The 25,634-nt window shown below is 63.9% G+C and carries 22 protein-coding genes; 5 read left to right on the forward strand and 17 right to left on the reverse strand.

The window, feature by feature from the left end; all coding sequences use genetic code 11:
- Positions 1–3 precede the first annotated feature (3 nt).
- The 6 genes from DZG07_RS02400 to DZG07_RS02425 form a co-directional block, all read right to left on the reverse strand.
- Complete coding sequence (locus DZG07_RS02400) at positions 4–1,080, reverse strand: imelysin family protein (protein WP_119814000.1); 1,077 nt, start codon at positions 1,078–1,080, stop codon at positions 4–6.
- Entirely contained in the window at positions 1,080–2,606 is a 1,527-nt protein-coding gene (locus DZG07_RS02405) for a di-heme oxidoredictase family protein (RefSeq protein ID WP_119814002.1), read from the reverse strand. Before DZG07_RS02405 ends, DZG07_RS02400 begins: the two co-directional genes overlap by 1 nt.
- Before the next feature lie 268 nt (positions 2,607–2,874).
- Positions 2,875–3,360, reverse strand: coding sequence for a bacterioferritin (gene bfr / locus DZG07_RS02410; protein WP_091911689.1), 486 nt, complete (start codon positions 3,358–3,360; stop codon positions 2,875–2,877).
- On the reverse strand, positions 3,326–3,637 hold the full coding sequence (locus DZG07_RS02415) for a (2Fe-2S)-binding protein (RefSeq protein ID WP_091911691.1): 312 nt from the start codon (positions 3,635–3,637) through the stop codon (positions 3,326–3,328). The genes bfr and DZG07_RS02415 overlap by 35 nt, the downstream gene beginning before the upstream one ends.
- A gap of 124 nt (positions 3,638–3,761) precedes the next feature.
- A complete protein-coding gene (locus DZG07_RS02420) occupies positions 3,762–5,066 on the reverse strand; it encodes an imelysin family protein (protein ID WP_244537784.1) in 1,305 nt (434 codons plus the stop codon).
- A gap of 10 nt (positions 5,067–5,076) precedes the next feature.
- The gene (locus DZG07_RS02425; RefSeq protein WP_119814004.1) at positions 5,077–5,586 is read right to left on the reverse strand and encodes a hypothetical protein; all 510 of its coding nucleotides are present in this window, start codon (positions 5,584–5,586) and stop codon (positions 5,077–5,079) included.
- Positions 5,587–5,994: 408 nt separating this feature from the next.
- On the opposite strand from DZG07_RS02425, the gene DZG07_RS02430 reads away from it, so the two are divergent.
- Both DZG07_RS02430 and DZG07_RS02435 read left to right on the forward strand, forming a co-directional pair.
- A complete protein-coding gene (locus DZG07_RS02430) occupies positions 5,995–7,242 on the forward strand; it encodes an FAD/NAD(P)-binding oxidoreductase (protein WP_119814006.1) in 1,248 nt (415 codons plus the stop codon).
- A 22-nt stretch (positions 7,243–7,264) separates the two neighbouring features.
- Entirely contained in the window at positions 7,265–7,999 is a 735-nt protein-coding gene (locus DZG07_RS02435; RefSeq protein WP_119814008.1) for an MBL fold metallo-hydrolase, read from the forward strand.
- A gap of 97 nt (positions 8,000–8,096) precedes the next feature.
- Here DZG07_RS02435 and DZG07_RS02440 read toward each other — a convergent pair whose 3' ends face one another.
- Complete coding sequence (locus tag DZG07_RS02440; RefSeq protein WP_091911697.1) at positions 8,097–9,545, reverse strand: aldehyde dehydrogenase family protein; 1,449 nt, start codon at positions 9,543–9,545, stop codon at positions 8,097–8,099.
- Positions 9,546–9,849: 304 nt separating this feature from the next.
- Here DZG07_RS02440 and DZG07_RS02445 point away from each other — a divergent pair, with 304 nt between their 5' ends.
- Positions 9,850–11,094, forward strand: coding sequence for a TCR/Tet family MFS transporter (locus DZG07_RS02445; protein WP_091911698.1), 1,245 nt, complete (start codon positions 9,850–9,852; stop codon positions 11,092–11,094).
- 212 nt (positions 11,095–11,306) lie between these two features.
- On the forward strand, positions 11,307–11,663 hold the full coding sequence (locus tag DZG07_RS02450; protein WP_091911700.1) for a septal ring lytic transglycosylase RlpA family protein: 357 nt from the start codon (positions 11,307–11,309) through the stop codon (positions 11,661–11,663).
- On the opposite strand, the gene DZG07_RS02455 is transcribed toward DZG07_RS02450, so the two are convergent.
- From DZG07_RS02455 to DZG07_RS02505, 10 genes are all read right to left on the reverse strand, one after another.
- On the reverse strand, positions 11,633–12,712 hold the full coding sequence (locus DZG07_RS02455; RefSeq protein ID WP_119814010.1) for a D-alanine:D-lactate ligase-like protein: 1,080 nt from the start codon (positions 12,710–12,712) through the stop codon (positions 11,633–11,635). The genes DZG07_RS02450 and DZG07_RS02455 overlap by 31 nt on opposite strands.
- 1,389 nt (positions 12,713–14,101) lie before the next feature.
- Positions 14,102–16,072 (reverse strand): beta-galactosidase, encoded by a 1,971-nt coding sequence (locus DZG07_RS02465; RefSeq protein ID WP_119814014.1) that lies wholly within the window; start codon positions 16,070–16,072, stop codon positions 14,102–14,104.
- Positions 16,073–16,087: 15 nt separating this feature from the next.
- A complete protein-coding gene (locus tag DZG07_RS02470; protein WP_091915584.1) occupies positions 16,088–16,966 on the reverse strand; it encodes an SMP-30/gluconolactonase/LRE family protein in 879 nt (292 codons plus the stop codon).
- Positions 16,959–17,597: a 2-dehydro-3-deoxy-6-phosphogalactonate aldolase gene (locus DZG07_RS02475; protein WP_119814016.1), complete on the reverse strand. Its 639-nt coding sequence runs from the start codon at positions 17,595–17,597 to the stop codon at positions 16,959–16,961. The genes DZG07_RS02470 and DZG07_RS02475 overlap by 8 nt, the downstream gene beginning before the upstream one ends.
- Positions 17,594–18,535 carry a 2-dehydro-3-deoxygalactonokinase gene (locus DZG07_RS02480; RefSeq protein WP_119814018.1) on the reverse strand — a complete coding sequence of 314 codons (942 nt, stop codon included), beginning with the start codon at positions 18,533–18,535 and terminating at the stop codon, positions 17,594–17,596. Before DZG07_RS02480 ends, DZG07_RS02475 begins: the two co-directional genes overlap by 4 nt.
- Positions 18,535–19,302: an SDR family oxidoreductase gene (locus DZG07_RS02485; protein ID WP_119821323.1), complete on the reverse strand. Its 768-nt coding sequence runs from the start codon at positions 19,300–19,302 to the stop codon at positions 18,535–18,537. Before DZG07_RS02485 ends, DZG07_RS02480 begins: the two co-directional genes overlap by 1 nt.
- Before the next feature lie 121 nt (positions 19,303–19,423).
- Positions 19,424–20,767: an EAL domain-containing protein gene (locus DZG07_RS02490; RefSeq protein ID WP_091915940.1), complete on the reverse strand. Its 1,344-nt coding sequence runs from the start codon at positions 20,765–20,767 to the stop codon at positions 19,424–19,426.
- 144 nt (positions 20,768–20,911) lie between these two features.
- The gene (locus DZG07_RS02495; RefSeq protein WP_119814020.1) at positions 20,912–22,735 is read right to left on the reverse strand and encodes a GtrA family protein; all 1,824 of its coding nucleotides are present in this window, start codon (positions 22,733–22,735) and stop codon (positions 20,912–20,914) included.
- A gap of 63 nt (positions 22,736–22,798) precedes the next feature.
- Complete coding sequence (locus DZG07_RS02500) at positions 22,799–23,206, reverse strand: GtrA family protein (protein WP_245429566.1); 408 nt, start codon at positions 23,204–23,206, stop codon at positions 22,799–22,801.
- Positions 23,207–23,214: 8 nt separating this feature from the next.
- A complete protein-coding gene (locus DZG07_RS02505; protein ID WP_119814024.1) occupies positions 23,215–24,459 on the reverse strand; it encodes a glycosyltransferase family 2 protein in 1,245 nt (414 codons plus the stop codon).
- A 210-nt stretch (positions 24,460–24,669) separates the two neighbouring features.
- Here DZG07_RS02505 and gshB point away from each other — a divergent pair, with 210 nt between their 5' ends.
- Positions 24,670–25,608, forward strand: a complete 939-nt coding sequence (gene gshB / locus DZG07_RS02510) for a glutathione synthase (protein ID WP_119814026.1) — start codon at positions 24,670–24,672, stop codon at positions 25,606–25,608.
- Positions 25,609–25,634 lie beyond the last annotated feature (26 nt).

The following is a 25,634-nucleotide window of genomic DNA, read 5'->3' on the forward strand; positions in this document are numbered from 1 at the left end:
TGGTCAGTCCCCGTCGAGGGAGGAGAAACCCGAGGTCAGGCCGAGTTCGCCGGCGAGCCGCTTGCCGAAAAGTTCGCTCAGGCTCGACGTCACCACGCTGAGATAGGAGAGCCTGCCGCGCCGCTGCGGATCGGCCAGCACCTCGGTCAGCGGACCTTCCGAGCCCGCCGCTGCCCTGGCGGCATTGGCGAATTCGAAGTTGATGGAATTTTCGATCCACCGCATCTCATCGGAAAGCGCATCGCCAAGACCGGATGTTTCGAACAGAGCCTTCATGCCGGCCAGATTGCCGGCAACCGAATCGACCGTCTTTTCCGAGCGCCAGAACACCGCCTGTTTCGGCTTGTCCTCCGCCGCCGACATCTTGCCGAGGAAACCGCCCAGCCGCACGTCGCGGTCCATCTCCAGCCCGGTGACGAAGACGTCGAACAGTTCGCTCACCGCCTCGTCATTGTTGCGGTAGAGCGGATTGTTCGCGCCCGGCTTCGCCCACGTGCCGGCGAAACCGTCGGGCGCGTCCCACGCCTTCTCGAGCTCGCCGGCCATCGTATCGAGATTGATCGCGATCGATGCACCGAAGCTGCAGCGATAGGCGCCGTCGGTGCCGGCGAGCGTGTCCGCGTCCGTGCCGAACAGCACGAATTCCAGCGCGCCGAGACCCTGCACGGCGACGCTCTTGGTCGCCAGCTTGGCCGGGTCGGCAGCGGTTTCGTCCTTGGACTGTATCGCCGCCTGTACCTGTTTCAGGCCGGTGCTCTTGCGGTCAGGCCAGAACAGGATGCGGTCGAGCCGGTTCTGCTCCGTTACCGGACCGAACCGGATGATCTCTGCCTTCGACCAGGCGTCGACGGTGCCGCCAAACGCCTTTCGCGCGCTATCGAGTGCTGCTTGCGAGGGAGCCGAGCACAATGCCTTGACGTCGCTCGACAGTTGCGACGTCGCCTGATGGAAGCCGTGATAGACGGGCCGCACGAAACCGTCGATGACCTTGCCGACGATCTTCGGCGCGTCCAGCTCCGCGGCGTGCGCGGCAGACTGGCCCAGCACGAAAAATGCAGCAGCAACCAAAACCCTGAACATCACAGCGACTCCAGAAATTTCACCAGCGCATCGCGCTCGGTTTTAGACAGGGCGGCGAAGCGGTCACGCGCGGCCTGGCCCTCGCCGCCATGCCACAGGATCGCCTCGACCAGATTGCGGGCGCGACCATCATGCAGGAAGAAGGTGTGACCGTTGACGCGCTTGGTCAGGCCGATGCCCCACAGCGGCGCGGTGCGCCATTCATTGCCCGTCGCATCGCCCACCTGCTGCCCGTCCGCCAGCCCGTCGCCCATGTCGTGCAGCAAAAGGTCGGTATAGGGCCATATCAGCTGGAAGGACTGCGCCTTGTTGGGTGCATCGCGACGGGTGACGAATTTCGGCGTGTGGCAGGAGGCGCAGCCGCTTTCGTAAAACACCTTCTTGCCGGCCAGCACGTCGGCCTTGCCGACATCGCGGCGGGCCGGCACGGCGAGGTTCTGCGAATAGAAGGTGACGAGGTCGAGGATCGGGTCCGGCGCTTCGGTGTCGCCCAGCCGCTCCTGCACGCCGTTCGGCATGGCTAGGCATTTTTCCTGCGCTACCGTGCAATCACCCCAGTGGTTCGGCACGTCGGGATTGGAGATTCCGATATCGCCGGCGAAGGCTTCCGCCGACTGGCGCCTTATCGACGGGGTCGATGCCTTCCAGCCGAAACGGCCGAGCGTCAGCTCGCCGGTCTTGTGGTCGCGCACGATCGAGGCTTTGCCCGATATGCCGTCGCCGTCCTTGTCGTCGGGATCGGCGCGGGCGAGGATATCGGCGGGGTGGATCTGCTCGAGCAGGCCGAGGCCGATCATCTGGGGCGTAACGCGCGGCGACAGCGTGACGCGCGGGTCGATCGGCCCCTGCGCCAGATTTGTCACCGAATAGGTCGGCTTGCGCAGCGAAACGACCGTACCGTCGGCCAGCGTCACCGGCTGTTCCTCGTAGGAGATCGCCATCTTGCCTTCGCCGGCGAGACCCGGAACGGCAAGATCCTGCAACTGCCCGCCATAGACCGGATCGGGGAAATTCAGCGCCGTCTTGTGCGCTATGGCCGCCTTTTCCTCGTCGGTCTCGGCCTGACGGGCCAGGCGCAGGAACATCGAGGTCGCGTCCGGGTTGCCTTCCGGCGGATGGCCGCGCCCGTCCTTCAGGTGGCAGCTCTGGCAGGCGCGGGCGTTGAACAGCGGACCGAGCCCGTCGGAGGCCTGCGTCGAGGATGGCGACGACACCCACAGCTTGCGAAACAGCGCATTGCCGAGCTTGAAGGTGCCTTCTTCCTCGAAGGTGATGTTGGCGGAAAACTGCGAGAACGCGTCCTGGTTGACGCGCTTGCGCGACGTGCCTGCGCCGCCCTGCATCTGCTCGAATTCTTCCGGCTTGGAAAAATCGCCCGTCGGCTTGGTGATCGCCTCGACGCGGCCAAGGTCATTGGGGTTGAGATCGCTGCGCGTGGTGGCAAGGCCGGCGGGTTCGGCCTCGCCAGCATGGGCGGGCGCGGTGAGAAGGGCCGCACAGACAATCAGAAGCGCGCGAAAAAACACGCGTTTTTGTGGATCCCGCTTCTGGGGAAAAGCGCGGTCATTGCGGCAGTCCTCCCTCTCCCCGTTTACGGGGGTCCGAAGGACGGGTTGAGACCCGTGGCTCGACCCCGGTCGATGCCGGCAGGCAGGTGAGGGGCGGGATAAGACGTCGGATGGTTGGCGTCGCCCCTCATCCGGCCCTTCGGGCCACCTTCTCCCCGTAAACGGGGAGAAGGAATAGCTCGCGCTGCGGCGCGTCAAATTGTAGGCGCGCCGCATTGTCTCATGCCTATTCCGCGTCGTCCGCCGACGCTGCGTTGAGCTGTCCGTATTTCTCGTCGCCGATCTTGGCGAGCAGGTCGAGCTGCGTCTCGAGGAAGTCGATGTGACCTTCCTCGTCCGTCAGCAGTTCCTCGAACAGTTTCATGGTTACGTAGTCGCCTATTTCCTGGCAGATTTCGCGAGACTTCTTGTAGGACGTCCGCGCGTCATATTCGCCGGCAAGATCCGATTCCAGCACTTCCTTGACGTTCTGCCCGATGCGCAGCGGCGCAACCGACTGAAGGTTCGGGTGGCCTTCGAGGAAGATGATACGCTCGATGATCTTGTCGGCGTGGTGCATTTCCTCGATCGATTCCTCGCGTTCCTTCTTCGCGAGCTTCTTGTAACCCCAGTCGTCGAGCAGGCGATAATGCAGCCAGTACTGGTTGACGGCGCCCAGCTCTAGAAAAAGCGCCTCGTTAAGCCGCTCGATGACCTGTTTTTCGCCCTTCATGGCTCCTGCTCCCAAATTGGCCGCGCAGACCTCGCACGCGGTCCAGGTGTGAAACGATGTCCATTTCGTTCGCCTCCGAACGGGAATGGTAGTTCTCGGTGACCCGAATGATCGTTTCCACCACATTTGGGAAGCAGCCGCAACAGCGTCCGCGCTTTTGCAGAGAATGATAGACCTTCGCCGGCACGATGAGGTGCCAGGGGTTTTCATCCAGAAGGGCGATGATCGCCTCCTCGATCTCCTTCTCGGTAATCAGGTTACAGTGGCATACAAGCATGCTTTGCTCTGGTGGCTGACGGCGCTACACGCGCCGTTTGGCTGTTGAACTTTCTTCCGTTTGACCATGATCTTCCCAAAGCCGGCTTCGGCTTTGCCGGATCATGGCCGGGACCCCGCAGGGCTTACTTGAACACCTTGTCGGGCGAATCCAGGCTGTCGGAACCTTCGAAGGCGATCGTGTCCAGCTTGAGGGCCGAGACGGCGCGCTCGATCGACTTGGTCTGGTCGACCAATGCGTCGATCGCCTTCTGCACGCGGGCATTGCCCTCGGTGTTGCCTTCGCCGATCTGCTGGTCATAGGCCTCGCCGCCTTCGGCAGCCTTGGCGATGGCTTCCATGTCGGCCACCGTCGCGTCGAGCTTGCCGGAAAGCTCGGTGTCGATGGCCGGATCGGCAGCCTTCACCAGCGCCTGAACCGATGGTCCCTCGACGACCGAGCCGTCGATGCGCTTGTACTTGCCGAGATAGGCATCGCGGATGCCGACGGCATCATAGAGATGCGAGATATGGGTGTTGTCGGAGAAGCAGTCATGCTCCTCTTCCGGATCGTGCAGCAAGAGGCCGAGCTTCATGCGCTCGCCGGCCAGTTCGCCGTAGGAGAGCGAGCCCATGCCGGTGAGGATGACCGAGATGCCGGTATTGGCTTCGCCATCGACCAGCGTCTTGCGGGCTTCGCCTTCCGGTCCCCAGTTGCCGACCATTTCTTCGAGATCGCTGACCAGCAGTTTTGCGGCCGACGACAGATACTGCGCGCGGCGGTCGCAATTGCCGCCGGTGCAGTTGGCGGTGTCATAGTCGGTGTAGGGGCGGTTGCCGGCGCCGGGGCCGGTGCCGTTCAGGTCCTGGCCCCAGAGCAGGAATTCGATGGCGTGATAGCCGGTGGCGACATTGGCCTCGATGTCGCCGGCTTCCTGCAGCGTGCCCGACAGGAACTCCGGCGTGATGTTGGTGGCATCGACCTTCTGGCCGTTGATCTCGATCTCCTTGTTGGCGATCACATTGGCCGTGTAGAGCGTGTTCTCGTCCGACTCGGTGCCGTAGCTCTTGTCGACATAGTCGATCAGCCCTTCGTCCAGCGGCCAGGAGTTCACGCGGCCTTCCCAGTCGTCGACGATGGTGTTGCCGAAGCGATAGACCTCGGTCTGCTGGTAGGGGATGCGCGCTGCCTTCCAGGCGGTGCGGGCGGCCTCCAGCGTCTCGGCCGACGGCTTGGCGATGAGCGCGGAAACTGCCTCGTCGAGCGCCTTCGCCGTCGTCAGCGAATCCTCGTATTTGGCCAGCGCGATGTCGGCATAGCTGGAAACCACCGCCTTGGCGTCGGTGTCTGCCTTGGCCGGCAGTACGAAGATCGCCGCCGTCAGGGCTGCCGTTGCCGCGATTGCCGCCAGTCGCCCACCTTTGCGCGTCGTCACCATTGTGGCTTTCATTTCATTCTCCTCAGTGAACGGTGGCGCGGGGTGCGGCACGCGACAGGACGTCTTCGATTGCGCCTTGCGGGATGGGCAGAAGATATTGCTGAAACCCCGCCAGTATCTCGGCAAAACTGGCCGCCGCTTCGCCGATCGGCCCATGCAGCGGCGCGCATGCCATGGCACCGAGACAGGCGCGCGCGGCGCCGTCATCGTTGTGCTGGATGGCAGCAATAAGGCCGAGCGTCATGCATTCGTCGCGGCAGATATGGTGGGCGCCGAAGGGAAAGCTGCGCAGCGGGCAGGCAGCGCACTGCCGCAGCGTGCGCACATAATGCGAAAGCTCGCCCAGCGCGCGACGGCCTTCGACGCCGCCGAGAAGCTCGGTGTAGAGCGCGAAGGTCAGCTCCCAGGGGGCTACCGAGCCGGTCTCGAAGCCGGCCATCCAGCGGCGATACCCCTCAAGCACCAGCTTTTCGGGAACGCGCTCGAAATAGCAGCCGCCACTCGCGTCAAAATCAGGAATCCGCAACGACATCAGCAGCTTCTCATATTGCTGCCGCCCGTCGTAGGCGTGCCGCGCCAGCGCGCGGACCAGAAGAAACAGACACCAAAGTCCTCCAATCGAACGGGTTCAAGGCCCAAACATCAAAGGGATATGCCACCATCGGCATGGTGCCCTTAAAACGCCAGCCAAGCGAAAAGTCAATAAAAATTCGACGAAAACGACTATAAATCAATAGCTTAGAACTATTCTAAACTAGCAGCATCAAGTTTAATACCGGACACGGCTTCGCGGGCACATGGCGACTGGGCCAAGAGGTCGTGGGGCGGGACGCTTGACACCGCCATATTCCAGGTGCGACCCAGAAGCCGCTTTCCCGGTCGGTTCGGGACGGATCGGGGGCGCGGTGGAAGCCTATTCTGTGTCCGGAAACCAAAATTCATGAAAAACGGCGTAGTCATTATCGGTGCGGGTCATGGCGGGGTGCAGGCGGCGGCAAGCCTGCGCGACGAAGGCTATGATGGGTCGGTGACGCTGATCGGCGACGAAAACGAGCTGCCCTATCACAAGCCGCCGCTGTCCAAGACCTTCATCAAGGACGCGCAGGCCCAGCCGCAAGTGCTGCGTGCCGAAATCTTCTACGCCAATGGCAAGATCGACCTCAGGCTCGGCAAGAGCGTCGAGCGGATCGACCTTGCGGCCAAGCGCCTCGATCTCGCCGGCGGAGAGAAGATTGTCTTCGACCATGCGATCCTGGCGACCGGCTCGCGGCCGCGCATCCTGAAGCTCAACGGCTCGGACCTTGGCGGCGTGCTGTCGCTGCGCTCCATTGCCGACGCCCGCGCTATTCGCGAACGCAGCGCCGGCGTCGAGGATGTCGTCGTGCTTGGCGGCGGCTTCATCGGCCTCGAAATCGCTGCAACGCTGGCGCTCGGCGGGCGGCGCGTCACCGTGGTGGAAGCGCAGGACCGGCTGCTCGGCCGCGCCGTGGCCCCGGCCATCTCGGCGCATGTGCGGCAGCGGCTGGAAGCCTCCGGCATCCGCATCCTCACCAACACGACCATCGACCGGCTTGAAGGCGACAACGGCCATGTCAGCGCCGCCGTCACCTCCGCCGGCGAGCGCCTGCCGGCGCGCATGGTCATCGTCGGCGTCGGCGTCGTGCCCAATGTCGAACTCGCCGACGCCGCCGGCATCGCCATTGCCAACGGCATACGCGTCGACGGCCAGCTGCGCTCCTCGCAGCCCGAAATCCTCGCCATCGGCGATGCCGCCAGCTACCGGCACTGGTTTTCCCGCAGTGATGTGCGTCTGGAATCGGTGCAGAACGCCACCGACCACGCAAGGCTCGCCGCGCGCACCATCACCGGCCATTCGGACCATTACCAGAGCGTGCCGTGGTTCTGGTCGGATATCGGCGACATGAAGCTGCAGATGGTCGGGCTGGCCTCGGCCAGCGACCGCAATCTCGTCGTCGGCGATCTGGCCGACAACAAGTTCTCGGTCTACCACTATACCGGCGGCCAGCTGATCGCGATCGAGTCCGTCAACCGGCCTGCCGATCATATGCTCGGCCGCAAGATGCTCGGCGCCGGCTTCTCGCCGGATGCCGAGACAGTGGCAGCGGGAGCCGACGTCCTGAAAGCGGCTTTCATGGAAGCGCAAAAGGAAGCGCAGGCCACGACCTGATTTCAAAGAATGCGGGGTTGGAATGGAGATTGCACCGGCCGGACAGTGGTTCAGGAAGACCGTGGTCGACAGCGTCGTCACGCGCTTCGAGGAGCCTTTCGTCCATTCCTATTTCGCCGCCAACATCTGGCTCGTTAAAGGCAGAGACGCCGACCTGCTGGTCGACGCCGGCATGGGCCTGCGGCCGCTCAAACCTGTGCTCGACCTGACGCCCGGCAAGCCGGTCCTGGCGCTGGCGACGCATATCCATCTCGATCATGTCGGCGCGCTGTGCGAGTTCGAGCATCGCCTCGGCCCGCGCGAGTCGGCTGCGGCCTTCGCCACCATGCCGGACGCGCTGACCTATGCGCATGAGTTCCGCCATCTGGACGACGCCGTCAGCGCGCTGCCTGCGCCGGGCTGGACGCCCGCCGACTACCAGCTGACGCCCGCACCGCTGACCCGCATCCTCACCGAGGGCGACGTGATCGACCTCGGCGACCGCTCCTTCACCGTGCTGGAGCTTCCCGGCCATTCACCCGACGGCATCGGCCTCATCGACGAGAAAAGCGGCCTCTTCTTCGGCGGCGACGCCATCTATGACGCCCAGCTTCTCGACGACATGCCCAACTCCGACCGCACCGTCTATCGCCAGACGATGGAGCGGCTGAAGACCCTGCCGATCAGCATCGGCCACGGCGGCCACGGACCAAGCTTCGATGCCCGGCGCATGCGCGAGATCATCGAGGCGTATCTGCGGCGGGGTGCGGAAGGATAGGAACGCCGCGTGGTGAGAAGCCCCAACCACCTTCGCAAGCCTCAAAACAAAAATGCCCCGCAAAGCGGGGCATTTTCATTTCAATCAATCAACGCAATCAGGCTTCCTGGGCGCCCCAGCCGGCGACGGCCTTGACCTCGAGAAAATCCTCGAGGCCCCACTTGCCGCCTTCGCGGCCAAGGCCTGACTGCTTGTAGCCGCCGAACGGGCTGCCCGAGCCGCGCGAGGCGCCGTTGATCTGCACCATGCCGGCGCGCAGGCGGCGTGCGACGCGGTGGGCCTTTTCCTCGTCGCCCGTCTGGATATAGCTCGACAGGCCGTAGGGCGTGTCATTGGCAATGGCGATGGCGTCTTCCTCGCTGTCGAAGGGGATCATCGTCAGCACCGGGCCGAAGACCTCTTCCTGGGCGATGCGCATGTCGTTCGAGACGTCGGCAAAGACGGTCGGGCGCACGAAATAGCCGCGGTTGAAGCCTTCCGGACGGCCGAGGCCGCCAGCGACGAGGCGCGCGCCTTCCTTGATGCCGACATCGATCAAGCCCTGGATCTTGTCGAACTGGGCTTCCGAGACGACCGGGCCGATATGATCGCCGTCATCGGTCGGGTTGCCGACCTTGGCGTTCCTGGCAAAATCGGCGGCGACTTCGACGGCGCGATCATAGACCGAGCGCTCGACCAGCATGCGCGTCGGCGCATTGCAGGACTGGCCGGTGTTCTCGAAACAGTGGGCAAGACCGCGCTGCACGGCAGCCTGAAGGTCACTGTCGGCGAAGACGATGTTGGGCGACTTGCCGCCGAGCTCCAGCGTCACGCGCTTGACCGTCTCGGCAGCCGCCTTGGTGACGGCGATGCCGGCGCGGGTCGAGCCGGTGAACGACATCATGTCGATGCCGGGATGGCGCGACATCGCCTCGCCCACCGTCGGGCCGTCGCCATTGACCATATTGAAGACGCCGGCGGGGAAGCCTGCCTCTTCCATCATCTCGGCAAAGACGATCGACGACATCGGCGCGATTTCGGACGGCTTCAGCACCACGGTGCAGCCTGCGGCGATGGCCGGCACGACCTTCAGCGTCACCTGGTTCATCGGCCAGTTCCACGGCGTGATCAGGCCGCAGACGCCGATCGGCTCATGGACGATGCGGTCATTGGGGGCAACATCGCTCAGCCGGTGCTCGAAGTCGAAATTCTTCAGCGTGCGGATGAAGCTCTTGATGTGGCTGACGCCGACGGCCGCCTGGGATTCGGTCGCAAGCTTGATCGGCGCGCCCATTTCCGAGGAGATGGCGCCGGCCATGTCGGGCAGGCGCTTCTTGTAGGCTTCGAGCAGCTTTTCGAGATATTCGACGCGCTCTTCGCGGCTGGTGCGGCTCCAGCTGTCGAACGCCTTGCGGGCGGCTGCGACCGCCTTGTCGACATCGGCACTCGAGCCCAGCGAGATCACGGCAAAGGCCTGCTCGTCGGCAGGGTTGATGACCTCCAGCTCCTTCGGCGTGACCGGGGCAGTCCATTTTCCGTCGATGAAGAAATCTGTCTTGCGCAGCATCGGGCTCTCCTTTTGACGACGGCATCGCATGTCGCGCCGTCTCGTACTCTCGCGGTTCGTGCGACCGGCATTTTAGCTAGTGACGCATAAAGCAAGGTTCAAATGGCGTGGCTATCACAGACCTCGCCGTGGCGCTCAAGAGTCCCGCCTGTGGCCCAATGGTTTCGGCCACGAACCACAATCGTCGCGCGTTTCCTGCAACAGGTTCAACCAAACTGCCACATCCTGTCAGGACATTTTACCCTGCGGGATGGCCGAGGATTGAAGCGCCCCCTATAAATCCGCTCCCAAGCGAGCAACCGCCATGTCAGCCCTGTCAGGATCGCGCCGCCAGGCGGCCATCGCCTTCATTCTCGTCACCGCGGTGCTCGACATCGTGGCGATGGGCATCATCATTCCGGTGCTGCCGTCGCTGATCGAGGAATTCGTCGGTTCGAATGCCGAGGCCGGATGGATCAACGGCGTCTTCGTGGCGCTGTGGGCCGGCATGCAGTTCGTCGCCTCGCCGATCATCGGCTCGCTGTCGGACCGCTACGGCCGGCGGCCGGTGATCCTGCTCTCCACCGTCGGGCTCGCCGCCGACTATGTGCTGATGGCGGTCGCGCCGAACCTGTGGTGGCTGGCGCTCGGCCGCATCATTGCCGGCATCACTTCGTCGAGCTTTACCACGGTCTTCGCCTATATGGCCGACATCACCGCGCCGGAAGATCGCGCCCGCGGTTACGGCCTGATCGGCGCGGCCTTCAGCGCCGGCTTCGTCGCCGGCCCGCTGCTCGGCGGCGTGCTCGGCGAGATTTCGCCGCGCGCGCCCTTCTGGTTCGCCGCCGGCATGAGCGGCATCGCCTTCCTCTACGGCCTGTTCGTGCTGCCGGAATCGCTGGTGCCTGCCAAGCGCATGAAATTCTCCTGGAGGCGCGCCAATCCGTTCGGCGCGATGATGCTGCTGCGCTCGCATCCCGAACTCTCGGGGCTCGCCGTGGTCGGCTTCCTGCTGCATTTCGCCCACCACGTCTTTTCCGCCGTCTTCGTGCTTTATGCCGCCTATCGCTATGGCTGGCACGCCTGGGAGGTCGGCGTGCTGCTGGCGATGGTCGGCGTGCTCGACATGATCGTGCAGGGCGTGCTCGTCGGCCCGGCGGTCAAGCGCTTCGGCGACCGCGCCGTCATGGTCTTCGGCCTGTTCGGCGGCGCCGTCGGCATCGCCTGCATGGGGCTGGCGCCGACCGGCCTGCTGTTCACGCTGGCGATGTTCCCCAATGCCTTATGGGGCCTTGCCATGCCGACACTGCAATCATTGATGACGCGGCGTGTTTCGGAGTCGGAGCAAGGCCAGCTCCAGGGTGCGAATATGAGCGTCGCCAGCATTGCCGGCGTCGCCTCGCCGCTGTTCTTCGGCGCAGTCTATGCCTTCACTTTGCGCGACGGCTCGTGGCTGCCCTATCCCGGCGCGTCCTTCCTGATCGCAGCGGCAGTGCTCTTGTGCGCGGCGATTTTGGGCTGGGCGGTGGCGCGTCAGGCAGGCCGGCGGGAAGAGGAAGCATTGCCCTGAAAGGGCAGTTGGGCCAGTCAACAAGCTTAAGATAAGGTTATCGGAAATCGCGTCAGAGCAGCGAAACCACGCCTGAAATCCTGACAATATATTACCCAAGGACTCCAAAGTTGTTCCTCCGTCACAAAGCTGCCGGAGGTTTGCCGCATTTGATGCCACATTTGGCTCCTACCGGCTCGGGGCATGTCCAACCTTGGAGCCCTCCCCGAAAGATGAAGATCACTAGAACCGCGATCTGCGCGGTAACGATGACGGCCGGCCTGATGGTCGCCGCTTCCGCAGGAACCGCCTCGGCCCAGTGCGGCCGCGCTTCCTGGTACGCCCTCACCTCCAAGACCGCCTCCGGTGAGCGCATGAACCCCTCCGCCATGACCGCCGCGCATCGCAGCCTGCCCTTCGGCACCAAGCTGCGCGTCACCAACAAGAACAACGGCCGCAGCGTCATCGTGCGCATCAACGATCGCGGACCGTTCATCAAGGGCCGCGTGCTCGACGTCTCGAAGGCTGCCGCAAGGAGCCTCGGCTTCATCGGCTCGGGTCATACCGCCGTCTGCATGGCCAAGGCCTGAAACCTATTCGCCGCAGTCGCGGCGATCGCCTCGGCCAGTTCGAGCCCCCATTGCGCCTTGCAATAGGCACGGAAATCGAAACAGGGCAGGCCGGGGCAGACCTCGAATTCGATGAGGTGGACAGTGTCGTCCGCTTCCACGCGAAAATCCATCGAGAACACATCGCGCAGGCCGAGCGCCTGCATCAGCCGCGTTGCGATGGCGCCAATGCGCCCTGCCGCAACCGGCTGGCTCACTGCTACCGGCACCAGTTCCGGCTCGGCATAGCTGCCTGTCGCCCTGGCCTCCGCGCCGGTCTCGCCATAGAGCGCAAGACTGTCTTCCATGGTCTGGAAATCGCCGCCTGAATCGACAAAGAAAATGCCGAGCGCCTCCGCCCCGGCATCCGGCGTCACACCCAGAAAACTCAGGCGGACATTGCGGCCCGAAACATAGGGCTGGACGACGACATCGTCGCGATAAGCCGCAAAGACGCGGTGGCTGAGCTCCAGCGCATGGCCGGCAGTCTCGCAGCGTGAGTCGGCATAGATGCCGATCTTGGCGCCCAGGCGGTTCGGCTTGACGAAATAGCCCGTCACCGACGCCGGCGGCTCGACCAGCCAGCGCCCGTCGCGCGCCAGCCCCGCCTGCGGCACCGGCATATCCAGTGCGCCAAGCACTGCGCCCGCGCGAAACTTGTCCTGGCAGAGCGCAAACAGCGAATCGTCCGAGCCCAGCGTCCGCAGGCCGTTCAACCGCGCCAAAGCCGGGCCGGCGCTGCCGCGAAAATAGGCGATGCCATCGCTGATCGTCCACACCAGCGTGTTTTTGGGATCGCGCCCGGCAAGAGCTGTCGCAGCATCGTCCAATGCGACAGGCTCGAAGCGCAGACCGCGGCGGGCGCAGGCCGTTTCCATTGCGCCGAACTCCGGCGCAATGTCGGTCGACTGCGCCAGATAAGACGAAATCTCCGCCGCCCGCGCGGCCGGAAACCCGTCGCCCACCAGCCGGTCGAAGCAGGCCTTTTCCGGCTCGTAGATGAAGATCAGCGTCGGCGTCTGGTCGGGCATTTTGATGGTTCCCGCAAAGGTGTGTTGCCGCCCAAGAATCGCACCACCCCGGAAAACGGCTTGCGCGAAATCGACCTCGGCGGGGCGCTGGCGTGACAGTGGTGTGTGACGTCGTGCGCGATCCATTGCGGGCAGGGTCCTGATGTCGACGCGCGTTCTGCGCCGTTGAGGCTCTTCAGCGTTCCGGCATGGATCCCGAGTTTGCGCATTCGCTTCGCTCATGCTCCGCCCGGGATTGTTTGTTTCGGGTGATGACGAGCGAGGAGCGGCACTTCAAATATCAACCTTGGCGACTAGCAGTGACAACCCTGAAGCTCGTCATCCCGGAAACCGGAGCGGAGCGGAGGTTATCCGGGACCTATTGGCCGCAGCATCGTCGGGCGCGGCCCGGTCCTGACGCTGTTGCAGTCTGCACCGCCGAAACTCTTCTCCGTTCCGGCATGGATCCCGGGTCTCCGCTTCGCTCCGCCCGGGATGACGAAGAGAGGGGGTGTCGCCGCTAATCGCAAACGTTGTTGACTGCCGCACAGCAGGCGCGGCTACCGCGCCGGAGACGTAACTGCCGCGCGCCAGCGTTGACGATTAGCGAAGACCTAACATGCCGTTCGTCATCCCGGGCGCAGCATGAGCGAAGCGCATGCGGGGGTCGCTCTTGCGACGGATCCATGCCGGACCATCGATGAAGGCCGCAGCGGTGCAGAACTGCCGAACCCGAAGCTCACGCAGCGGGGGAAATATTTTCACCCAATTTCCCCTCAACCCATTGTTTCCATTCACCCCACACATTTTTTCTCGCCCGATTTATCCCCACCCTCAAACACCCCCCGCATAATCCCCGCATCGCTCCTGCGGGACCGGGTCTGGAACCGGGATCAAGGGGGAGTGGCGGTGACCTCCCGCCCTGGTGTGGTAACCAGGGACCCGAGGGCCCGACACAGGCCGGCGTGGAACGAGCACGGCGCAAATGCCTCTGCCCAAAACCATGCGGAGAACCCGCGGCGTCTTGTCCATGGAATGTACATGGAGCGGGCGTTGTGACCGGCCGACTTCGGGACAGACACCGAGCGGGGCGCGGAAGTCGCGCCACGTACTAAACACTAGGAAGGCACGGCCAAGCGCCCCGCTTCCCGATCTTTGACAATGGCCAGACGGTGAAAACCGGGCGTGGCGATGATGAAGCGCGCCTCACCTTCTCCCCTTGTGGGAGAAGGTGGCCGACCCGAAGGGGAGGTCGGATGAGGGGTGTTGGAAGAAATGCGACGAGGGGCGGGTAGCTATGCCTGCTACGGCTGTTCGGAACAGACGGCACTCCGTCCAGCACCCCCCATCCGTCTTGGCGCTGCGCGCCAATCCACCTTCTCCCACAAGGGGAGAAGGAAGGGCGCAGCCTCAGCCCCGCCTGAACACCGCCACGCCGCATGGCTCCAGCAACTCATTGCCGAGCAGCAGCGATTTTCCTTCCGTCCACTGGCCTATATCGATCGGCTCCGGGCCGTAGTTGAAGATGTAGCGCAGCGGGCCGTTGTCGCGGATGCGGATGTCGCGCGGCAGGCGCTGGATGGCGATGCCGGCCTTGCCGCAGAGATATTCGACCACGCGCGCGGCGTAAGCGGCGTTGGGCTGGCCGGCGAGATAGTGGAAGGCACCGCCAGCGTCGCAGCAGAAAGCAGCCTCGTGGTCCTGCGTCCGGTCGATGACGCGAACGCCCTCGCCGGCGACGAGGAACTCGCGCCAGGTCTCGAAGGCCGAAACATTGGCAGGCTCCTCGATGGGGATGGCGAAAGGTGGTTCAAACGTTTCCGAGCGCCTGACCTTCACTGGAATGCGGCCCTGCAGGCCCTCGCCCGGCGGCAGTGCATCGGGAATGCGGAAGTCCGGCGTGCGTGACCCGGTTCGCGGGCCGGCAAGCACGATCTGGCCGTCGCCTCCGAGGGCTGCGGCAAGCTCTCCCGGCACCGAGAACAGGCCGGGCAGGAGAACGAGCCTGTAGCCTTGCACCGCCTCCGGCCTGGCCGGCACGATGTCGACCGAGATCCCGAGCGCGCGCAGGGCGCGGTAGAAAATCAGGATCAGGCGCGCATAGGAAAAGGATCTTCCCTGCGGCTGGATCGACCACGCCCAGGCGCTTTCATAGTCGAAGACGATGGCGACCCGTGCCGGCGTCGTCTCGACCCTGGCGCCCAGATTTTCCAGCTCGCGCGAAACCGCGCGCACGACATGAAAGGCTTCGTTGGGCGCAGCATTCGGCAGCAACAGGCCCTCATGCATCTGCTCCTGTCCGAACGGCGCCTGGCGCCAGCGGAAATAGCTGACCACCTCCGCACCCGCCGCGAAGGCCTCCCACGCCCACAGGCGGATGGCACCGGGCGCGGGCGCGGGATTGTGGGCGGCCCAGTTCACCGGGCCGGGTTGCTGCTCCATGACCCACCAGCGACCGCGCCCGCAGGCGCGATAGAGATCGTGGTTGAAGGCCTGGAAATCGGGATCGCCGACGCGCATGTAACGCTGCCGGCGCTCTGGATCGGAACTGTTTTCGAGAAAGCCCAGCGGATAGGCATCCCACGAAGCGGCATCGAGATCGGCGGAGAGCACGAAATGATCGAAGCCGGTGAAGCCGCCCATGAAATTGTGCAGGATCGTGCGGCCGGGCGAGTGCTTTCTGATGATGTCGGTCTGGAGCCGGTTGAAGGCCGCCACCTGCTCCGACGCATAGCGCCGAAAATCCAGCCGGTGTGCGGGAGCGGCTTCGGTGACAGTGAGATTGGGCAGTTCGATCTCGTCGAAGGAACGATACTCCATCGACCAGAAAACGGTGCCCCATGCCCGGTTCAGCGCCTGCGGCGACTGGTATTTTCGCGACAGCCAGTCGCGAAAGCCGGCAAGGGCTGCGCTGGAATAGCTGAGCACAGTGTCGTGGCAGCCATATTCATTGTCGGTCTGCCAGGCGACGATACCGGGATGCCCGCCGAAGCGCTCGGCAAGCGCGGTGACGATGCGGGCGCATTCGGCGCGATAGGGAAGATGGCTGAAGCAGTAGTGCCGGCGCGAGCCAAAACCGCGTGTGCGGCCTTCGGCATCGACCGCCAGCATGTCGGGCATGGAATCGACCAGCCATTTGGGCGGCGTCGCCGTCGGCGTCCCGAGCACGATGTCCAGGCCCTCGCCGTGCAATGTCTCGATGGCGCGCTGGAGCCAGTCGAAATCGTAGCGGCCGGGCTCCGGTTCGAGCCGCGACCAGGCGAATTCGCCGATGCGCACAAGGCCGATGCCGGCTTCGCGCATCATGCGCGCGTCGATCGCCCACCGCTCCTCCGGCCAATGTTCGGGATAGTAGCAGACGCCGAGTTTCTGGACGGTCATCGGCGTAACCCCGGATCAGATCAGGACGCGCGGCTCGAAACGGCCTTTCACCGGCAGGTCCAGCAGCAAGGTCTTGCCGGCCGTCGGGTCGGCCTTTCGCGCTGCCGCATCCATGCCTTCCTGAGCGGTGGTGACGGCAAGGCGATCGGCATTCGCGCCGACAAAAGCCGGGCAGGACGGCTGCAGCGTGCCCACCTCGATGGTGCGGATGCGCTTGCCGTCGGGCGAATAGGCATCGACGCAGGATGCGCCCCAGCGTGCGTTCCACAACACGCCGTCGGCGTCGACCACAGAGCCGTCGAGGCCACCCTTCTTGCCACTGTGATCGAAGAACACTTTCGGCTCGCCGACCGGCAGCCCGGTCTCGGGATCGCAGCCGACGCGGTAGAGGATGTTTTCCCTGGTGTCGGTGTAATAGGCGGTCGCGCCGTCAGGCGAAAAACAGATAGAATTCGGGATCGAAATGTCGGGAAACAGTTTGCGGAACTCGCCCTTGAAGAACCAGTAGATCGAGCCGGCCTTGCGCTCGGCTTTTTTGCCCATCGTACCGACCCAGAACGCGCCGCAGGGGTGCACGCGCGAATCGTTGGAGCGGGTCGATGGATCGTCCGCCTCAATGGCGAAATGCGGCGTGACCGCACCGGTCCTGACATCGCGGATGTTCAGGCCGCTTTCGGTCATCAGCAGTTGATGACCGTCATTGATGACAGCCAGCGCGCTCGTCATCTCGGGCAGGTCGTGGACAATCGTCTCGCCGCCGGCGACGCGCTTTTCGAGCAGCTTTTTGCCCAGAATATCGAACCAGAACAGCGTGTCGGTGGCCGGATCGTAAGTCGGGCCCTCGCCGAGATGGCAGACATGTTCGGACAGGATCGAGACGCCGGTTTTATCCATCGAGCTTTCCTCCGAAAACGGCATCATAGGCGCTGACGGCCGCATGCGCACGGTCGCGAACCTCGGCCACGCTCATGCCCGGCTTGAACAGGCTCGAGCCGAGCCCGAAGGTGCGGACCCCGACCTTGGCGTAGCCGGCGAAATCGGTTTCCGACACGCCGCCGACCACACCGACAATGGTCTCGGCCGGGAGGACGGCCTTGATCGCGGCAATACCGCCGGGTCCGAGCACGCTTGCCGGGAAGAATTTCAGCGCCGATGCGCCAAGGCCGATCGCCTGGAAGGCTTCCGTCGGGGTGAAGATGCCGGGCATGGTGACCATGCCGTGGTGGTTGGCGCGGTTCATGACGCCGGCATCGATGTTGGGGCTGACCAGAAGCCGCCCGCCGGCATCATGCAGCCTGTCAACATCCTGCGGCGTCAGCACCGTGCCGGCGCCGATCAACGCCTTGGGGAGTTTCGCGACCAGGCTTTCGATGGAGGTGAAAGGCTCCGGCGAATTGAGCGGCACTTCGATGGCCTCGATGCCGGCTTCGAAAATCGCGCTGCCGATGTCGACCGCCTCTTGCGGCTTCAAGCCACGGAGGATGGCTACAAGGCCGCGGCGGAGTTCTGGAAAGGGTGTCGTCATGCCTGCGTTCCGATGCTGCCAATCATGCCATTGTGTCTTGCCGCCGCAAACAGGCCGGCGCGTACCACCGCATCGCCGTCGACGACGCGGACCTCGCGGCCGGCCATATGCAAGGCGGCTTCGTAGAGTTTCGCCAGGCTGCTCGACGCAACCAGCGTAACCGGACCGCCTGCGCCGGCAAAGCGCCTCCGCGCCGAGGCGATCTCGGCGCCGATCAGCAGGCCTGAAAGGGCGGCCGCCGCATCAGGCGGCGACAGATCGAGAAGCAACGTCGAGGCGCGGATGCGAAACAGATGCGCGCCGATATCGCCGCCCTCCGACAGCGCATTCGCGCACCAGTGGCGGAAGGTCGCGTTGTCGGGCGAGACGGAAGCCGGGCTCTCACCGAGCGAATGCCGGAGAATGGACTGGCGCGACAGAAGCGAAAACAGCTCGCCGGTCAGCCAGCTGCCGAAACCGGAAACTGCGCCGTTATTCGTCTCGACCCATTTCGAATGCGTACCCGGCATGCAGACGAGATGACTTCCCGACGACAGCTCTGCGATGCCGGCAAGCTGGGTCTCCTCGCCGCGCATGACATCGGGCGCGCTTTCATCACGCTGGGCGATGCCCGGAATGATGCGCACGTCGCGGCGCGTGCCGGGCGCTGCTACGGCGCCGGCAAGGATGTCGCCAATGGATGCCGGGACGAAGACATAGGGCGCCTCGATCCAGCCCTGTCGCGAGCCGGCCATGCCGCAGATGATCACTGAGAGCGTTGCCGGCGCACCCATGGCGTCGAGATGGCTTTCAAGCACGTCAGAGAAGCCGCCCGGCTTCACCGAAAGCAGTCCCTCGGCGCTTCGCCGCTCGGCCAGAGCGTTGCCGTCGGCATCCAAAAGCCAGACGCGCAGATGCGAGGTGCCCCAATCGGCTGCGGCGATTGCCGGGTTTGGCATTAGAGATAACCTCCGTCGACGATCAATGTTTGCGCGGTCAGCATGCGGGATGCATCCGAAGCCAGGAACAGGCAGGTGCCGACCATGTCTTCCGGCAGCATCACCTGCTTGATGCTCTGCTTGGCGACATGGGCGGCAAGCGCTTCATCGGTCACCCACAATTCGCGCTGCCGCTCGGTGATGACCCAGCCCGGCGCCACTGCGTTGACGCGGATGTTGTGCGGGCCGAGATGGCCGGCAAGTCCCTTGGTCAGGCCGATAATACCCGCCTTGGCCGCCGTGTAGGACGGCATGTCGGGATGGTTGATCAGGAACGAGGTCGAGGTGAAATTGATGATGGAGCCACCGCCCGCCGCCTTCATGCCCGGCACGACGGCCTGCGCGCTGAAGAAATGCGGGCGCAGATTGATCGACTGGTTGTTGTCCCAATAGTCGACCGTGACATCCTCGACGGCGTGACGCTCGTCGAAGGCGGCATTGTTGATCAGTGTCGTAATCGGCCCATGCGCCTCGATTGCCTGGGCGACGGCAGCGCGCAGGGCATCGATGTCGCGCAGATCCGCCTTGATGAACAAGGGCCGCACGCCGGCACTCTTTTCGACGTGCTCGCACAGCGCCTCGCTCGCGGCTTGAGCGATATCGACAAAGGTCACCTTGGCGCCCTGACGCGCAAATCCCTCGGTGAGGGCCGCACCTATGCCGGAACCGCCGCCGGTGATCAGGACAGACGTTCCCTGAAGATCGGTAAACTGCGCGGACGGCATCATGGCATCTTCCCCCTCGACCTCTCCTGGTCCGCGTATGGAATGCACCAAGAGGCGACGAAGGCCAAGAGGAGAATTCTATGGCTGCAGGACGCTACGGGCTTGGGAGCGACAGCTGTGGCGTTTAAGCACCGACCCGCCGCGCGCCACGAAAGGCGTCGCGCAGATAGCCGAGCGTAGCGTCGGCATCTGCCGGCTTGCCGAAGAGATAACCCTGCCCGCCGCCGCAGCCGAATTCGATGAGACGGCTGGCCTGCGCCTCCTGCTCGATGCCTTCGGCCACCACATCCATGCCCAGCCCCTCGCACATGGCGAGGATGGCGCGGATGATGTGTTCGGACGGCCTGTCTTCCAGTATCGAGGACACGAAGGCGCGATCGATCTTGAGCTTGTCGAACTGGAACTCGCGCAGGCGGCCGAGCGAGGACTGGCCGGTGCCGAAATCGTCAAGCGAGACGCGGATGCCGCAACGGCGCAGATCGTTGACGATCTTTTCGGCGGAAGCCGGGTCCGTCATCAGGCCGGTCTCAGTGATCTCGATCTCGAGGCGGCGCGGATCGAAGCCGGTTCGCTCCAGAATGGCCAGTATGTGCAGGCCAGTGTTCTGGTCAACGAGCTGCGATGGCGAGAGGTTGAACGACAGGAACAGGTCTTCGGGCCAGTTGCGGGCGGCCTCGGTTGCCTTGCGCAGGACCAGCTGCGACAGTGGGCCGATGATGCCGCGTTCCTCGGCGATCGGGATGAAGACGACCGGCGAGACGAAACCGAGATCGCGGTCGGTCCAGCGGGCGAGCGTTTCGAAACCGACGACGCGCCGCGTCTTCAGGTCGACGATCGGCTGGAAATGCGGCTCGACCTCGCCGGCCGAAACGGCGCGGCGCAAGGCCTGCTCGATGCGGGTGACGCGCTTGGCCGCCTCCTCCATTTCGCGCGTATAGACGACGACGCGGCCCCGGCCCGAGCGCTTGGCGTGATAGAGCGCAGTCTCGGCCTTGTTGACCAGTATCTCGGTCGTCTCGTCACCCGAATAGAAAAGCGAGCAGCCGACCGAGGCCGACAGCCTGGCGGTTCGCTCCCCGACATCGTAGGGCGCCGAAAGAACCTCGATCAGCATCCTCGCCCTTTCGGCGGCGGCGTCCTCCGAAAACACCATGGGATAGAGGAACGCGAACTCGTCGGCACCGATGCGCGTGACCGCCGAATGCCCGTCCATGGCGGCACGCAGGCGCATGGCTACCTGGATGAGGATATCGTCGCCGGCCTTGTGGCCGAAAAGATCGTTGATCGGCTTGAACCCGTCCAGATCGATGATGCCTACGGTGAAAGGCGCGGGGTCGTCAGCGCGGTCGCTGATGAGCCTGTCGACCTTGTCGAAAAAGCGCCGGTGATTGCCGAGCCCGGTCAAAGGGTCGGTAAAGGCAAGATCGGTGTTCTCCCTGGTCTCGTCAAAGCCGAACGACGGCTGCATCATGGTCCCCGCAGTTTTTTTCGTGATTTGCGCGCAACAATGCCAGCAAACCGTTTAGGAAACGTATCGCGTGCAACCGCTTTTCGCCGGAAAATCAGTCAAAGATTCGAACCACCGCCGCGCGGCACTTGCAGCGTGAAACGATCAGCGGTCGAGGACAACCCGATAGAGCTGGAGCGGCTTTCCCGCGGTCTCCGGCACGGGTTCAAGCCAATCCGGCATCGCCCCCTTCATCATGCCTGCAAGCAACCCATCGGGGGCACGGTCCGTCAGAATCCTGTTCTCGTCGTTGCCTCGGCAAAGCGCGACAAGACCGACATGACGCGCTTCGACGATGCGCCGGGCTTCATCTGGCGATCCCATCAGGGCGTCCAGCGCCAGAAGGTTTCCCTCGATATTGCGGTGATAGGGGCCGGAGAAAACGCGGTGCCCGCTGTAGGCAAGGATAGGCGAACCCAGATTGGAGATCGCCAGAACGGTCGTTGCCGGCAAGCTGGCGAGCACGGCGAAGTCCGTTTCCCGCTGGCAGGCGGCAACCGACGCGGCCTGCGCCTCGGGCTTCGACGACTCGCCTTCGAGAACGGCGGAAGCGGCGGCGGCGGCGGTCGTCCAGCTCGCATTGAGCGAGACCAGCCATACCGCAGCCATTCTGAGAGACGCAGACGTAGACGGGCTTTTTTCCGCCCGCGCACGCCAGTTTCCGACCCACGCCGAAAGCGGGATAACGGCGAAGGCGATCGAGAAGGTCGACCCGCGCACCTGCCACACGCTGACCATGAAGGCCGCGATCAGCACCGCGCCGACAAGGATGTCCCGCCGCTGCCAGCCTTGACGGCGAAGACGCAGCAGCATCCAGCCGATCGCCAGCAACGGTGTGATGTAGCGGGCGAAGACGGAGGCGGGATCCTGGACAATGAGCTCGAACAGCGACTGCGCCTCCGAGACATGATCGAGCCAGTCCGCCTTAAGTCGCGCATCGAGACCCGAATACGGTGCCGAGATACATTGCGGAAAGGCAAGGACCAAAGTCGCGCCGACGCATGCTCCGAGCAAGGCAAGGCCAAGCAGGCGGCGGCTGCGCGTGCGCGTAAACACATCAAGGGATGCCACGGCTGCAAGACCCACGCCGGCAATGGCCGCCAGCGCGAATTGAACGACAGAAAAGGCATCGCACTGGGCCTCTCCCCAGCCAGAGGCCGGAACTGTGGCGAAGAAGACGGCAGCCGACACCACGGCAAAGCCGAACCCGAAATCACGGGCAATATGCCTTTCGCCGGTACCGTCGAAGAGAAACAGACCTGCAACGCAGAGGCCGATCACCGCCACATAGGGCGCGGTCTCCATGCCGACCGCCAGCATCAGCGCTGAACATACACCCGACATTGCGGCGGCCAGCCGATTGTCCGGCGCCTCGAGAAGCAGGCACAGGCTGCCGGCGGCGAGCATCAGCTGGATGTTGTGATGATCGAGTGCGGCGGGCTGACAGATGCCTAGAAAATGAAGTGCCGCAGCACCGATGATGACAGATGGCAGGACCGCGCTTTCCCCGCCGAAAATACGCGCGGCGCGCAGGATGAAAAACAGCGTGCCGCAATAGAGCAGTGCCGGCCAAAGGATGCGCGCGACGGTTTCGCCAATCGCCACGCTGCCCGTCAGCGCCGAAACGGCAAGGATGATCGCGGCGATCGGCGCGTCGACCAGCCTGGACCAGTGCATGACGAAACCGCCCTCAGGCCCCATGCGGTATTGATACAGATCGAACCAGCCCTGACCGCCGAGCAGGTCGCGGACTTCGACCAGTCGAAGCAGGCTGTCATTGTCGCCGCCGAGGTTGGACAATGTCCTGAAACCGGTCGCAGCATTGATGGCCAAAACGACCAGCGTCGCGCCCAGCGCAAGGGCAATATCCCTGCTCGCCGGCGAAAGGCCCGCCGCCCGTCTTGCGATCGTTGAATGCAATCCGCTCATTCGCTCACAGCCCGCCCATAACCCGACGTGACCCTAATCCGCGCAGTTCAACAAACGGTAAAGCTAGCGTCCGCTGCCATGTCCCGGCTTGTCCGGAAAAACCCAGAGCGAGGAGACGACATAGCTGACCGTGCTTGCGACTGCCGTGATGAGGACCGACATCGCCAACGGTGACATCTGGAAGCGATCGACGGCGATATGGGCGAGCACGCCCGACAGCAACGCGCAGCCGGCCTGCAAGACGAAATAGCGCGGCAAAGCGTGGCCATGACCATGCGCGGCACCAAACGTCCAGCCGCGCTGCGCCGAATAGGCCACCACGAAGGCCACGGCATAGGCGATGAGGCCCGCCGCGAAAGGCGGCATGCCGATGGAAGCCAACACATAAGATAGAACAAGCAGGAGCGCAGCCGCGCCGACGCCGACCGTCACGAAACGAACGAACCGCAGGCGAAAGGCCGTTTGCAGCATCGCCGTCATCAGGAGGCTTGGGCGCGCGCTGCTGCCTCGGCGACGATGGTTTCGCCGGATTTGCGGCGCATGACCGGGATTTCCAGGACGCCGAGAAGGAAGGCCGAGAAGAACACCTGCATCGCGATCACGATCAGCGTCAGCCCGAATACGACGATACGCGGGATCTCCGGGTCGTTGAGCGGCCCAAAACTCAGGCTGGCCCAGGACAGGGTCGCGTAGCCGAAGAACGAAAGGCCAGCCAGCAGGCAGACGCCTGCGCCGAGCGCCAACCGGTCGGTGCTGATATGGCGCGTGAGCCAGTCCGAACGAGCATTGCCCGGCAGGATGCCGGTGATGTCGGCGTAATATCGCGACAGGACACCGAAGGTGGTGAGCTGCACGCCGGCGACGATCATGAAACAGGCCGCGACGAATGTGTTGAGGTCGAGCGAAAGGTTGTCGACGACCTGCAGCGGACCGAAGAAGAGCAGCGTCGAAAGCAGGAGGCCCAGCGCGCACAGGCTCATGCCCGGAATGAAGAACAGCCAGCGCGGATTGTACATCAGCAGGAATTTGAGATGGCGCCAGCCGTCGCGCCAGGTCTTGAGATGCGGCGGGCGGCTGCGGCCGTCCGGCTTCAGCGTGGTCGGCACTTCCTCGATGCGCAGGCCGGCGAGCGCGCTGCGCACCACCATTTCGCTGGCGAATTCCATGCCCGCCGTCTTGAGGTCCAGATCCCGGATGCGCTCGGCATTGAAGCCGCGCAGGCCGCAGTGAAAGTCTCCCGCCTTGATGCGGAAAAACAGCCGGCCAAGGAAGCTCAGCACGGGATTGCCGAGATAGCGGTGCAGGACCGGCATGGCGCCGGCTTCGATGCCGCCCTGAAAACGGTTGCCCATGACCAGGTCCGCACCCTCACGAAGGCGCGACACGAAGGCATCCAGCGCGCAGAAATCGTAGGAATCGTCGGCGTCGCCCATGATGATGAAGCGTCCGCGCGCCGCCGCTATGCCGCCCTGAAGGGCTGCGCCATAGCCCCGCGCCTGAACGGGCACGACCCGGGCGCCAAGGCTGGTAGCGATGAGCTGCGAACCGTCGGTGCTGCCATTGTCGGCTATGAGAACTTCGCCAGAGACGCCGGCTTGCTGCAAAAAGTGCTGCGCCTTGCCGATGCAGGTCGCAAGCGTTTCAGCCTCGTTGAGGCAGGGCATGAGAATGGTCAGTTCGATCTGATCTTCAGAGACTGCCCGGATTGGCGTGACTGCGTTCATGACCACCCTCGACAAGCGTGCTCTTCGGCACGTCTGCCAGCTTCTTAGCCGAGAATGATTGGCGTCCTGTTAACGCGGTCATGACATTCCGAGACATTTCCGTGAGGTGAAGTCTGGGCACCCGGAGGATGCAAGGTCGCCATTGGCAGATGCCGGGCAAAGCTATACATCCTCTCGACGATAAAAGCCCGCAGCGCCGGAGAAGCCTTCATGCCGCTCAACATCGCCGTCCAGATGGACCACATCTCCACCGTCAACATTGCCGGCGACACCAGTTTCGCGCTCTCGCTCGAGGCGCAGCGGCGCGGGCACAAGCTGTTCCATTATACGCCTGACCGGCTGTCCATGATCGGCGGCAAGGTGTTCGCGCGGCTGGAAACGCTGGAGGTGCGCGACGAGAAGGGCAACCATTTCACGCTCGGCGAGCCCGTGCGCACCGATCTCTCGGAAATGGACGTGGTGCTGCTGCGGCAGGACCCGCCCTTCGACATGAACTACATCACCACCACGCATATCCTAGAGCGCATTCACCCGAAGACGCTGGTGGTCAACGATCCGGCCTGGGTGCGCAATAGCCCGGAAAAGATCTTCGTTACCGAGTTTCCCGACCTGATGCCGGAAACGCTGATCACCAAGGATCCTCTGGAGGTGGCGGCCTTCCGCAAGGAGTTCGGCGACATCATCGTCAAGCCGCTCTACGGCAATGGCGGCGCGGGCATCTTCCATATGCTTGAGGCCGACCGCAACCTCGCCTCACTGCTGGAAATGTTCGGCCAGATGTTCCGCGAACCCTTCATCGTCCAGCGCTATCTCAAGGACGTACGCAAGGGCGACAAGCGCATCATCCTGATCGACGGTGAGCCTGTCGGCGCCATCAACCGCGTGCCTGCCGAGCACGATTCCCGCTCCAACATGCATGTCGGCGGACGCGCCGAAAAGACGGAACTGACCGAACGCGAGCGCGAAATCTGCGCGCGCATCGGCCCCTCGCTCAAGGAACGCGGTTTTATCCTCGTCGGCATCGACGTGATCGGCGATTACATGACCGAGATCAACGTGACCTCGCCGACCGGTGTGCGCGAGGTCAAGAAATTCGGCGGGGCCGACATCGCCGCGCTGTTCTGGGATGCGGTGGAAGCGAAGCGCTGAGGCGCAGCGCCCAACAAACGCCATGG

The sequence above is a fragment of the Mesorhizobium sp. DCY119 genome (genome assembly GCF_003590645.1).
GTDB lineage: Bacteria > Pseudomonadota > Alphaproteobacteria > Rhizobiales > Rhizobiaceae > Mesorhizobium_M.